The sequence below is a fragment of the Actinoplanes sp. NPDC051537 genome (assembly GCF_055586105.1).
The window spans coordinates 567,360-579,638 of the sequence record NZ_JBVJIU010000003.1; the positions used below are offsets into that span (position 1 = coordinate 567,360).

General features: G+C 71.5%; 9 protein-coding genes. 7 read left to right on the plus strand and 2 right to left on the minus strand.

What is annotated here, in order from left to right:
• The 3 genes from ACZ6TB_RS09525 to ACZ6TB_RS09535 form a co-directional block, all read left to right on the plus strand.
• Positions 1–181, plus strand: a 181-nt coding sequence (locus ACZ6TB_RS09525) for a hypothetical protein (RefSeq protein WP_465552447.1), incomplete at its 5' end; no start/stop codon positions are given.
• Between the two features lie 308 nt (positions 182–489).
• Complete coding sequence (locus ACZ6TB_RS09530; RefSeq protein ID WP_465552449.1) at positions 490–1,287, plus strand: SAM-dependent methyltransferase; 798 nt, start codon at positions 490–492, stop codon at positions 1,285–1,287.
• A 13-nt stretch (positions 1,288–1,300) separates the two neighbouring features.
• On the plus strand, positions 1,301–2,332 hold the full coding sequence (locus ACZ6TB_RS09535; RefSeq protein WP_465552451.1) for an alpha/beta hydrolase: 1,032 nt from the start codon (positions 1,301–1,303) through the stop codon (positions 2,330–2,332).
• A 7-nt stretch (positions 2,333–2,339) separates the two neighbouring features.
• On the opposite strand, the gene ACZ6TB_RS09540 is transcribed toward ACZ6TB_RS09535, so the two are convergent.
• Both ACZ6TB_RS09540 and ACZ6TB_RS09545 read right to left on the minus strand, forming a co-directional pair.
• Complete coding sequence (locus tag ACZ6TB_RS09540) at positions 2,340–4,427, minus strand: glycoside hydrolase family 99 protein (RefSeq protein ID WP_465552453.1); 2,088 nt, start codon at positions 4,425–4,427, stop codon at positions 2,340–2,342.
• A gap of 86 nt (positions 4,428–4,513) precedes the next feature.
• Positions 4,514–5,467, minus strand: coding sequence for an AraC family transcriptional regulator (locus ACZ6TB_RS09545; protein ID WP_465552455.1), 954 nt, complete (start codon positions 5,465–5,467; stop codon positions 4,514–4,516).
• A gap of 39 nt (positions 5,468–5,506) precedes the next feature.
• On the opposite strand from ACZ6TB_RS09545, the gene ACZ6TB_RS09550 reads away from it, so the two are divergent.
• From ACZ6TB_RS09550 to ACZ6TB_RS09565, 4 genes are read left to right on the plus strand one after another with little or no spacing between them, the layout of a single operon-like run.
• Entirely contained in the window at positions 5,507–5,989 is a 483-nt protein-coding gene (locus tag ACZ6TB_RS09550; RefSeq protein ID WP_465552457.1) for a VOC family protein, read from the plus strand.
• 18 nt (positions 5,990–6,007) lie between these two features.
• Positions 6,008–7,042 (plus strand): Gfo/Idh/MocA family protein, encoded by a 1,035-nt coding sequence (locus ACZ6TB_RS09555; protein ID WP_465552459.1) that lies wholly within the window; start codon positions 6,008–6,010, stop codon positions 7,040–7,042.
• Positions 7,043–7,097: 55 nt separating this feature from the next.
• Entirely contained in the window at positions 7,098–11,933 is a 4,836-nt protein-coding gene (locus ACZ6TB_RS09560) for an HD domain-containing protein (RefSeq protein WP_465552461.1), read from the plus strand.
• Positions 11,926–12,249 (plus strand): hypothetical protein, encoded by a 324-nt coding sequence (locus ACZ6TB_RS09565; RefSeq protein ID WP_465552463.1) that lies wholly within the window; start codon positions 11,926–11,928, stop codon positions 12,247–12,249. Before ACZ6TB_RS09560 ends, ACZ6TB_RS09565 begins: the two co-directional genes overlap by 8 nt.
• The last annotated feature ends 30 nt before the right edge of the window (positions 12,250–12,279 follow it).

Consider the following 12,279-nt stretch of genomic DNA (forward strand, 5'->3'; position numbering starts at 1 on the left):
GCGCCCACCGGCGCCGCGCCCACCGGCGCCGCGCCCACCGGCGCCGCGCTCGCCCGCGCCCACCCGCGCCGCGCTCGCCCGCGCCGCGCTCGCCCGCGCCGCGCTCGCCCGCGCCGCGCTCGCCCGCGCCGCGCTCGCAGCGCCGGCCCCGGTACGCCCGCCGCCGCCACGGCGGCGATGACGGGGCCGACCGGAACCAGAGCCACGTCGGTGAGGCGGGACGGCGGCGTGTTCCCAAACTAGCCTCCGGACGTCCCCGCGCGCTGCCTACCAAAGTCGATGAACGCGCCTACCTAGGTCGGCGGAACGCCCGCGCCGGTGCCGGCACGGGATGCGGGACCCCGCGAGAACGCGCGGTGTCCAGACTGGCCTCGCCGTGGCGATCGTCGCGGAGGCCGCACTCCGCGTGGGTCTGGCGGTGGGCGGGCGCGGCCGGGGGAGAAGCGGCGGGGTGACGCAATCTTGAGGGGGACCGCTAGGGTGTGCGGCGTGTCCCCCTCCGAGTTGAACACGGACGTTCCTCATTCCGCCCGCATCTATGACTACCTGCTGGGCGGCAAGGACAACTTCGCGGCCGATCGTGACGCTGCGGCCTTCATCACGGTCGACTGGCCGCACCTGGCGATCTCGATGCGGGCCAACCGCAACTACATGGCGCGCCAGGCTCGGTTCATCGCCGAGGAGCTCGGCATCCGGCAGTTCCTCGACATCGGCGCCGGGCTGCCGACCTCGCCCAACCTGCACGAGGTCGTGCAGCGCGTGGCGCCCGAGTCCCGGGTGATGTATGTCGACAACGACCCGATCGTGCTCGTGCACGCCCGCGCGCTGCTGACCAGCTCGGCCGAGGGGCACACCACCTACCTCGACGCCGACCTGCACAACCCGGACGCGATCGTCGCCTCGCCCGAGTTCCAGCAGGCGTTCGACCTGACCCGGCCGGTCGCGCTGAGCCTCATCGCGATCCTCCAGTTCATCGTCGACGACGCCGAGGCGCACCGGATCATCGACACGCTGATGGCCGCCCTGCCGTCCGGCAGCGTCCTCGCCCTCTCCACGGTCACCGCCGACAGCGCGCCGGACGAGGTCAACAAGGGCGTCGCCGCCTACGTGGCCCGCGGCATCAACGAGAAGGCCCGCGACCGGGCCGAGGTCGAGGAGCTGTTCCGCGGCCTCGACCTGATCGACCCGGGAGTGCGGCTGGTCAACCACTGGCGGCCCGACGACGCGGCCCGCGCGGTCCCGGACGAGCATGTGCACATGTATGGCGGCGTGGCCAAAAAACCGTGATTGACTCCAAGGCATGCTGCCTTGGAGTCACGAGCTCACCGGAGAGCTGCACCAGGAGACGATCGAATCGGAGCTGCTGCGCGGAAACCCGCTCGGCGACCCGCACGTCCGCCCGCTGTGGGTCTACACCCCGCCCGGCTACGACCGGAGTCAGGAGCGCTACCCCTCGATCTACGTGATCCAGGGGTACAGCGGGCACGTCGGCATGTGGGCCAACCGGACCCCGTTCCGCCAGCCGTTCATTGAGACCGCCGACGCCGTGTTCGCGAGCGGCGAGGCCCCCGGCTGCGTGCTGGTCTACGTCGACGCGTGGACGGCCTACGGCGGCTCCCAGTTCGTCGACTCGGCCGGCACGGGCGCGTATCACTCGTACCTCTGCGATGAGGTCGTCCCCTGGGTCGACGCGCGCTTCCGCACCATCGCCGCCCCGGAGTCGCGGGCCATCTCCGGCAAGTCGTCCGGCGGCTTCGGCGCGATGATCACCCCGATGTTGCGGCCGGACCTGTTCGGCGCGCTCGCCACGCACGCCGGCGACGCCCTCTACGAGTACTGCTACCTCAACGAGTTCGCCAAGGCCACCCGGGCCCTGCGCGACTACGACCACGACATCGGCAAGTGGTGGAGCGAGTTCCGCGGCCGCACGTCGTTCACCAAGGAGCACGACATGGCGCTCCTGCTGATCCTGGGCTGTACGGCCGCGTTCAGCCCGGCCGAGGACGGCACCCCGCAGCTGCCGTTCGACTCGCGCAGCGGCCAGATCATCCCCGAGCTGTGGGACAGGTGGCTGGCCTGGGATCCGATCCGGATGATCGACAAGTACGCGGACGCGATGCGCTCGCAACGGGCCATCTGGATCGACGCCGGCACCAAGGACGAGTGGTTCCTCGACCTGGGCGCCGAAGCGTTCCGGGCCGGCCTCGAGCGGATCGGCGTGTCCGGCGACCGCATCCACTTCGAGCTCTTCCCGGCCGGCCACGGCGGCATCGACTACCGCTATCCGCAGGCGGTCTCGTGGCTGGCGCACCGGTTGGCACGCCAGCCGTGAGGGCCACCTAGCTCGAGTAGATCTCGAAGGCCGAGAGCTGGCCGGCGGGCCAGCCGGAGTTCCCGGTGACGGTGACGCGGAGATAACGGGCCTGGGCCGGCGTCCAGGTCACGGTCACCGCGTTGCCGGCGCCGGGGTCGAACGTACGCGCGGAAGCCGCCGCCAGCGTCGAGAAGGCGGACCCGTTCGTGCTCCCCGAGATCGCCAGCGTCTGCGACCGCGCGCCCCACGCGGGCGGCAGTTTCAGCACGGCCCGCCCGACACTCGCCGCGGCGCCCAGATCGACCTGCAGCCACTGGGGGAAGGCGTTGTTCGCGCTCTCCCAGTAGCTGCCGGCATCACCGTCGACCGCATTCGCCGGGGCATAATTCTGGATATATCCGCTGGAAGACGCATTTTTCCCGCGGGCCAGATCGCCGGACGGGGGCGGGGGCGGGGGAGTCGTCCCGTCCGCAAAGGCCTGCAACTGGGCGATCTGCGCCGCCGGCCACGCGGTATTCCCGGCGACACTTAGCCTGATATTTCGGACATTGGCCCCGGGCAGCGCGATCGTGACCTGATTGCCGGACGAGGGATCGAAGACGTAACCGGCCGAGCCGGCGAGCGTGGCTCCGGTCGTACCGTCGAGGATGGTGATGGTCTGGGTTCGCCGTTCCCAGCCCGGCGGCAGCCGCAGGACCAGCGACTTCACGGCGAACGCGGCGCCCAGGTCGACCTGGAACCACTGCGGGAACCCGGCGCTCGACTCCCAGTAACTGCTCGCGTTCCCGTCGACCGCGTTCGACGCCGGGAAACCCCCGTTCGCGCTGCTCGCGCTCGCCGCCTTGCCGGCGGCCAGATCCCCGGTGGCCGGCGGCGGCTGGGTGCCGAGTTGCGGCGGAGTCGGCCGTACGGACGTCAGCGCGATCTGCCCCTTGAGCATCTTCCCGGCGTCCGTCGTGATCCGCAGGTAGTAGTCGGCGTCGCAGCGGGTGCCGTCCTCGTCGAGCGCCCGGATGCCGGTGCCCGCCGGAACCGAGGCCTGCGTCTCGGCCGTCTTCGCGATCTGGTTGCCCTCGTTGAACTCGTCGAACATCGACACGTACAGGCCCTGGGCGCCGAGCCGCACCATGTTGTAGACGCTGCGCCAGTAGAAGTCGCCGTGCCGCCGGGCCCCGGCCGAGAGATCGCCGGGCAGCACGCACGGCTGGTAGTCGATGCCGCGGGCGTTGCAGTCGGCCTGGTCGGCGGTGTTGACGTTGGTGTAGAACCAGTCCAGCCCGTCGAGGTCCCCGGTGCGGCCGACCATCCACGGCGAGATCATGTTGAGCGCGTGGTAGACGTCGAGGTACCCGGCGCGGCTGTCGTTCTTGCCCTCCCGCCAGTACGTGGGCACGCCGCCGATCACGTAGCAGCCCTGCCCCTTGAACCAGTTGATGACGTCGAGGCAGGCGGCCGGCGTGAAGTTGTGGTTGTCGTCGTTGAAGCCGAAGCCCCAGATGCAGACGACCGGCTTGCCGTTCTGCCGGGCGTAGGAGGACGACGCCGTGTGCGCGGCCATCTTCGACGACCAATCGGTCTTGATCTCGTTCTGCATCGACGACCAGCCGCTGACGTCGTACATGATGTAGAACTTCCGGCCGGTCGCCTCGGCGGCGGTGCGCACCTTCTGCGCCATCGCGTCCCGGGTCGGGCCCTCGTCGCCCATCGGGTTGAAGCGCTGCAGGGCGGCGGTGTCGATCCCGTACGTGCGCATCCAGCCGAAGTGGGTGTCGACGGTCTGCTGGTCGTAGGAGGAGAACAACGTCGCGACCGCGCCGCTGCCGAGGTTGGGGTACGCCGTGGGGTAGGCGTGCGTGTAGTCGCGCATGTCCGGCCAGGACACGATCGTGGTGTTGCCCGGGGACGGGGGCTGGAACCGGTCGCGGCTCCAGTGCCACCAGCCGCCGATCGGGGCGCCGTCGCCGGCGCAGGCGAACCAGCCCTGGTAGCCGACGCTGACCTTGCCGACGACGTCGCCGGGGGCGGAGGCGGCGCCGGCGCGCCCGGCGGTCAGCAGCGTGGCGGCGGGAGTGAGGGCGGCCGCCGACAGCAGCGCCCGTCTGGTGAGAGGCATGGGGGACTCCACTCGATCCGGGGGAGACGGGGAACGGATCGACGGTCATCGTGACAGCCCGCGTCACATGATTGCAATAGTTGGACTTATTGCTGAAATAACCGGTGTGATCGTCGGTAGGCCCCGGGCGCGACCCCGGCCTCCCGCCGGAACGCCGCCGCGAAGGCCACATCGGAGCGGTAACCGACCCGGGCCGCGACCGCCGCGACCGTCGCCCGCTCGTCGCGCAGCAGGGTTTTGGCCCGCTGCATGCGCAGCGCCAGCAGGTAGCGCATGGCCGGCTCGCCGACGTGACGGGTGAACCGGGCGGCGAAGGCGGCCCGCGACAGCCCGGCCGTCGCGGCGAGGCCGCCCAGGGTCCAGTCCCGGCCGAGGTCGGCGTGCAGGGCGGCGAGGGCGGCCGCCACGTACGGGTCGCGCAGGCCGGTCAGCCAGCCCGGCTCGGCGAAGACCCGGCCGTGGTGGCGCAGCGCCCGGATGATCAGGGCGTCGGAAAGGCGGGCCATGACCAGGTCGCTGCCGGGGCCGCCGTCGAAGGCCTCGGCCGCCAGCGCCTGGAGCAGCGACGCGAGCCAGGGCGGCGGCTGCCCGTCCACGCCGGGCAGGTGCAGGACGCGGGGCAGGCCGCGCAGGGCGGGGTGGTCGGGCTCGCCGATCACGAAGGCGCCGCACACGATCACGGCGTCGGCCGCCGGGCCGCCGGCATGCAGGCGGGTGCCGGGCGTACGCATGGCCAGCTCGAAACCCGAGGTCGGTGACCCGCCTCGCGCGCCCGGCGAGCGCAGCACGTGCGCGTCGCCCCGCGGGAAGATCACCAGATCGCCCGCCGCGAGCGGAAGCACGGTGCCGTCGTCGAGGGCGAGCTCGCAGGCGCCGCGCGCGACGTGGTGCACGCCGCGCAGGCCCGGCCGGTCGAAGCCGACCCGGAACGGCGCGCCGAGCTCGAGCCAGCGGTAGCCGGCGCTCTCCAGGCGCAACTCCCGCAGGATCGCGCTGAGCAGATCCGGCGAGACGGACGGTGTGGTTCGCGGGACGCCCACGCATGGATTGTCGCCACCATCGTTCCTAGCGTCGACCCCATGGAAACCACGGGTATTGACGGGCTCGACCGGATCGCGCAGGTCAAGCTGCCGGTGACCGACCTCGCGAAAAGTGTCTCCTGGTATTGCCGCCTGCTCGGCCTGCGGCTGTGGACCGAGATCGTCGAGGACGGCGTGCTGCGCGGCGCCGGCCTGATCGACCCGGGCGGCCGCTTCAACATCGCGCTGCGCGACCGCAGCGTGTGCGCGGGCCGCCCGGCGCTGGACGGCTTCGACGTCCTCGCCTTCCTGCCCGCCTCCCGGGCGGTGCTCGACGAGGTGATCGCGCGCTGCGACCGGCTCGGCTTCGCGCACGGCGCCATCGAGGACACCCCGGCCGGCCCCCGGCTGGACGTCCCCGACCCGGACGGCACGGTCCTGCGCTTCTATCACTTCACCGCGCCGATCGGCGAGTTCGCCGGCATCGAGATCCGCGACGGCGAGTACGTCGGCGTCTATCGCGAGCCGCGGTTGCGCGTCTGACGGCACCTATACTGAGGCGTGACGTCGTTCGCGCTGGTCGGGTTCGGGTTTCGGGCGGCCGCGTTCTGGCGCGTCGCCCAGGGCCTGCCCGATGTGGAGTGCGTCGGGGCCGTCGTCCGGTCGCCTCGCGAGCTGCCCGTTCCGGCGTTCGGTTCGCTCGACGAGGTGCGGGCCGACTTCGTGGTGACGGCGGTGCCGCGGGACGCCAACCCGGCGGCGATCACGGCGGCGGTGCAAACGGGGCTGCCCGTGCTGGCCGAGACGCCACCCGCACCGGATCTCGCGGGGCTGCGCGCGCTGTGGGCCACGGCCGGCGACCGGGTGCAGGTCGCCGAGCAATACCTGCTCATGCCGTCGCACGCGGCGAGGCTCGCGGCCGTTCGCGGCGGCCTCATCGGCACGCCCACGCAGGTGCAGGTCTCCTCGACGCAGCAGTACCACGCCGTCTCGCTCATCCGGGGCTTTCTCGGCGCCGGGTTCGGACCGGCGACGGTTCGGGCGAGCCGGACCACCGCCCCGCTCCTGAATCCCCTGGACCGCGGCGGCTGGACCGGTGACCCGGTGCCGCGGCCGGCCACGACGACCATCGCCACGATCGACTTCGGGGACGGGAGGAGCGGCCTCTACGACTTCACCGGCAACCAGACGCGGAATTTGCTGCGCTTCCGGCGGATCCTGGTCCGCGGCACCCACGGCGAGCTGCGCGATGACGAGATCGTGCACCCGGCCGGTCCGGAGGCGATCGCGGTCTCGGCGATCCGGCGGCGGCAGAGCGGGCACGACCTCGACCTCAACGGCTTCGACACCGAGACGATCACGCTGGGCGGCGACGTCCTCTACCGCAACCCGTTCCCGGGCCGGCGCTGGAACGACGACGAGATCGCCACGGCGGCGATCCTCAGCGGGATGGCGGCCTGGGTCCGCGGCGACGGGCCGCCGCCCTACCCGCTGGCCGAGGCGGCGCAGGACCAGCTGATCGCCCTGGCCATCGAGCGGGCGGCCGACGAGGACCGCCCAGTGACCACCACCCGTGAGGTGTGGAGCCGCTTGTGACGCTGTGCGATCGATGTATAGCGTTACGCGCATCGTCTTTGTCGGGAAGGTGAAAGTGGGCGACCGCGCGGCGCTGCTCATCGGAGTTCCGTCCTACGACTGCCCGCTCTTCGACGGGTTGCCGCACGTGGTCGCCGCCGACATCGAGCGGATGAGCGAGGCCCTCGCGCCCTCCGGTTATGCGGTCACCCGCGACTGCGACGACGGAACGTTCAACCGCATCACCGGCGCGATGAAGAAGGCGTTCCGCGAGGCACCGCCCGGCGGGACGCTGCTCGTCTACTTCTCGGGTCACGGGGTCGTCGTCAACGGGCGCAGCTACCTGGTTCCGCGGGACGCCTACGCCGGGTCCTCCGGCGTCGACCCGGACAGCCTCATCCCGCTGGTGCCGCGCGGTGTCGACGAATGCGCGGCGCGGCTGGTGGTCCTGTTCGTGGACGCGTGCCGGAACGACCTCTCCGGTTCCGTCGGGTTGCCGGTCGGTGGTGAGCTTCCCTGTCCACCGGCCGGCGCCTTCGTCCTGGTCAACAGCTGTGGGCCCGGCGAGCGCAGCAGCTACGGCGACGACGGCAGCTACTTCACCCAGGCGCTGGCCGTCGCACTCGACCGCCGTTCGTCGGCGCGGACCCTGGACGAGGTCGTCGCGGCGGCCGCGAAGCGACTTGCCCGCCTCGGCGCGCTGAGCGACGATCTCCGCCAGACCCCGACCTACGCCATCTCGCGGAGCGGCCAGCCCGCGGAACGCCCGACCGCGGAGGTCGTCTGCGAGGGTGAGGTGGTCGGCGAGTCCTGGCGACAGGCGGCGGAGAGCACACCGCTGTGGTCGAGGACCTCGGCGGACGAGATGGTGGTCGCCTCCACCCGCGAGACGGTCGTCAGCGTCGTCGACGCGTGCGCGCGACACTGGCTCGACGCGCGCTCCCAGCTGAGCGCGAAGGCCGGGCTCACCGATCCGTGGTCGACGCCGGAGTTCGCGGTTCGGGTGCTCGCGACTCTGGACGATTTGCTCCCGTCGGACGTGGAACTCGCGCCGGCGGAGCTGGCGGCCGCGATCGCCGCCCCGTTCCTGCGCGAGGTCGCGCTGGACGCCGGGCTTGTGCTCGCCGCCGGCATTCGGCCCCAGGACTTCTCCCGCACGTACGGCGATCGCGCCCGCGGCGACCTCGAGATTACGCACGACATGCACGAGCACGTCTGGCGGCGTGCCGAGGGCCTCGCCCGCCGGGGCCGACTCGAGGCGCGCGACATTCTGGCGATGTGGCTCGTCCACCGGTGGCTGGCCGGGCGTTCCTCGGTCTGGAGCAGCACCGCGGTGACCGAGCTGGTCGAGCAGCTCGGCACCGCGGTCAGCGCCCGCTCCGGCCTCACTTTGCGCGAGCTGTGCGCGCACCTGCGCTTCCTGATGCGGTGCGTGGACGGAGACCAGGACGACCACGCGCTGACGGCCGGATTCAACCAGGCTTTGGAGCCGGGGTTGCGCACCGTGGCCGCCCTGTTGTGGCTGGCCGGCATCCTTGCCGCCGATTCACGGCGCATGCCCGGCGTGATCGTCGATCACATCGGGGTCACCGACGGCCTGTCCCTGCCCGCCCTGCACGAGGCGATCAGCGAGATGCACTGGGTTCGCGACGGCGAGGAGCTCGCGCTCCGGTCGGTGTGCGACCACCCGGCGATCTACACGGCGTTCGGTGGCATCGTGCGTCGCGCGGCCGACGCGCGCCGGGCGCTGGCCGGCGTCGACCTGCGCGCCGACCTGGCCGGGCGGCTGCCGGCCGCCGTCACCGACGCCCAGCTGCGGCCGGAGAAGGTGGACGGCGTCCCGGCGTTCGACACGCCAGTGTTGACCTTTCGCCTGTCCGACGAGAAGGTCCGCGAGCTGCTCATGGGCCGCCCGCTCTACGGGGAGCCCGACCTCGCCATCCGCGAGCTGTATCAGAACGCCCTCGACGCCTGCCGCTACCGCCGGACCCGCCGTGCCTACCGGCGGCGGCTGAGCCGCGACGTCGTGCCGTGGACCGGCCGCATCACCATCCGGCAGGATGTCGAGAACGGGCGGCCGTTCATCGAGTGCGCCGACAACGGCGTCGGCATGACCGCGGAGATCCTGAAGAACACCTTCGCCAACGCGGGCGAACGCTTTCTCTACCGGCCCGCTTTCCGCGCCGAGTACGCGCGCTGGCAGGATCTCGACCCGCCCCTCGAGCTCATCCCCAACAGCCAGTTCGGCGTCGGTGTCTTCAGCTACTTCATGATCGCGGAGGAGATCGCGATCTGGACCTGGCCGACGAACGAGGACGATGTCCCCGCCTCGCAGGGCCACTGCGTGCGCATCGCCAGCAGCGGCAGCCTGTTCCAGATCACCCCAGCGGATCGGCCGGCCGGCGGCGGCACCGTCGTCCGCCTCTATCTGACGGGTGACGACTCGGTCTCGGCCCTGAAGACCATGCGCCGGCAGCTGCGGGTGGCCGAGTTCGATGTGACGGTGGCCGAGGCCAAGGGTTCGTCGGAGACGTGGGAGCCCGAGCAGCTGCGCTACCCGGGCGCGTCGGTGCCGCCGCTGCGGCACGGCGACGACTTCTGGTGGGTGAGCGGCGAGGGCGGTCTGGCGGCCGACGGGATCCGCACCAACGAGGAGCGATTCGGGTTCGTCGTGAACCTGCGCGGACGTCGCCGACCACGCTTCACCGTCGACCGCAACCGCCTGCGCAAATGGGACCACGACTGGATCGACGACCAGGTGGACGCGTCGCTTCCGGAGCTGGCCGACTGGCCGGGGCTTTCTTACAACTGGCTGTGGCGGCTCGCGGAGAACGCGCCGCCGATCGGCGAGAAGGTGTTCGCCTGGCTGGTGGCGCACGACCGCACGCTGCCGATCGAAGGGTCGTGGGCGCACGGCGCGTCCGCGCCGGCCCGGCGGATCGGGTGCCTGGCCATCGATCGCCACCTCTTCAGTGGCGAACTCAACGGCTGGGACAGCGGGTTCCGCTGGCTGATCACGTGGCGTAGCGCCGTCTGGCAGGGTCTGGCCCGTTTCGACGCGGGTGACCGGTTGCCCACGCCGCCGATGCTGGACGGGTATCCCGTGGTCAGCCCGACGGAATCGGCCGTGCTCGGGAAGTTGTACGAGGCGGGCTGGATGAGCCCGAGCAGGTTCGGCCGGCCGGCCGTGAACGACCTGCTCGACGCCGGGGCCGACGAGGAGGTGTCCCCGGCCGTGCGCTGGCGCCAGTTGCGCCGGTTCGCGATCGTCGGACTCGATCTCGCGGCGATGCGAGAGCTGCCGCCCGTGCGCCATCGATTCCATGACGACGACCCCCAGCCCGGTAAGGAACTGGAGAACCGCACTCTGCTGCCGGCGGTGGCCGCCTGGTCGCCGCCGGGTGGGCCGCCGAAGCGGGGCATCGGCTGCTGGCTCGCGCACGCGTCGATGCGGCTGCACATTCCGCTGGCCGAGGTGATCCGCCGGGCGGGCGCGATGGTGCCGCCCGGCTGGACCCCGCCGAGCCCGGAGGCGATCGCTCCGATGGCGCACGAGGTGTTCGAGGCGGCCGACGTGGAGATGCTCTCGAAGACCGGGTTCGCGAATCCACCCTGGATCGAGCCTGACGTTCCGCCGTCGCAGGTGATCCGGGTGAGTACGCGACAAGGGAAGTCGGTCCCCGAGGTTCTCGCCCGGTACGACCGCTTGGCGGGGCTGGGTTACGAGGTTCTCGGGCGGCAGATGTTCCCGGACAATCTGGAGCCGGTCGAAATCGGCGCCCTGATGTACGCCGACGATATGCGCACGCCGCTGAGCCCGATCCATCTGCTGCTCCTCGCGCATCGGCATGAGATGACCGTCGGCGGGGTGCGGGACGGTCTGGGCCGGCTGGCCGAAGCGGGTTTCCTCGAGCTGCCGGACCTGCGTGCCGGCACCGACTTCGCACCGACCGACGCCGAGGTCGACATCGTGAACCAATGGCTGTTCGCCTACGACGAGCGCATACCCGGCCGCCGCCTGGCGACGGGCTGGCTCGCCTTCCGCAGCCTCGCCTCCTACCTCTACTGGCGGACGCGGGGCATCGGCGACGACCGGCTCGAGGAGGCTCGCCGCCTGCTGGCGTTGACCGATCCGGGCCGCGCGGTGAGCATGCCCGAGATCTTTGACCTGGCCTTCATGACCAACGAGTCCATCGGCGTGGCGATCGACCTGTACCGGCGCCTCCTGCCGGAGACGGCCGACGTGACGAGCCTGCCTCCGGACGCCGTGGACTCCTCGTTCCGCATGAACAACTCGCACGAGTTCTGGGCCGTTGTCAACATGGACAGAGTCGTTCGCTTCGTCGAGGGCGACGTCGGGTGGGCGCTCACGCCCTGGGACATCGCCTGGTCGGCGGAGCTGGGCCGGCTGAGCATCCCCGAGGCGCTCGATCGCCTGGCGCCCTATCGGGCGCTGGGCGCGCCGGTTCCCGACCTCGCGCCGGACGTCCGTTCCGAGATCTCCTCCCATACCGTCGACAAGTACGACGTCGCGATGTTGCGGCGGGCCGACAAGGACGGGCTCGATGTCTCGCTCAAGGAGGTCACGCCGCTGTGTCTCGTGCAGACCGCGGGACGATTCGGTTGGACGCCAGCGGAGGCGTGGAAGCGGCTGAGCCGGTTCGAGTCGCTCGGACTCCGCGTCGAGCCGTCGGTAGAGGACTGCGACGACCGGCTCGTCGGCTGGCAGGATCTGCTCGTGGTGACCGTCCACCTGGACGGACAGGCGCCGGCGCACTGCGGGACGGTCGGCGGCGCTCGCCTGGGCGCGGCGGCAGCGGAGATCGATGAGACTGTCGAGCAGGTTCGTGCCCGTCTGGGCCGCTTCGCCGGTCTGTTCGGCTTCTCGTTGACAGGGGACGGCGATGACTGACCTGATCGAGTCTCACCGGTCGATCGACTACGCCGTCGTCACGTTCCCGAGCCAGGCCGCCCGGTTCAGCGTGACGCTCTCCGCCGATGGGCGCATCGTGCGGATCCATGGTGTCTGCCCCGGCTGTGGCGGCCGGACCACGGCCGAATGGACGACCGGGCGGGACACCGGCGACAAGGGCATCTTTCGCGGGCCGGCGGCACGTAAGGAACGTGCGCGGCTGGTCACCTGCGAGTGCGGACACGCGCACCCGCGGCGGCCGTCGTCGGCGCCGTTCGCCGGATGCGGCGCGAACTGGCTGATCGAGCTGCCCTGAAATGGCGGGTGCCGGTGGGATGCTGCGGGT

Excerpts from the sequence above, each read along its gene's own strand:
- ACZ6TB_RS09535 (WP_465552451.1), top strand. The coding sequence starts at position 1,301 with ATGCTGCCTTGGAGTCACGAGCTCACCGGAGAGCTGCACCAGGAGACG.
- ACZ6TB_RS09565 (WP_465552463.1), top strand. The coding sequence starts at position 11,926 with ATGACTGACCTGATCGAGTCTCACCGGTCGATCGACTACGCCGTCGTC.
- ACZ6TB_RS09540 (WP_465552453.1), bottom strand. The coding sequence starts at position 4,427 with ATGCCTCTCACCAGACGGGCGCTGCTGTCGGCGGCCGCCCTCACTCCC.
- ACZ6TB_RS09550 (WP_465552457.1), top strand. The coding sequence starts at position 5,507 with ATGGAAACCACGGGTATTGACGGGCTCGACCGGATCGCGCAGGTCAAG.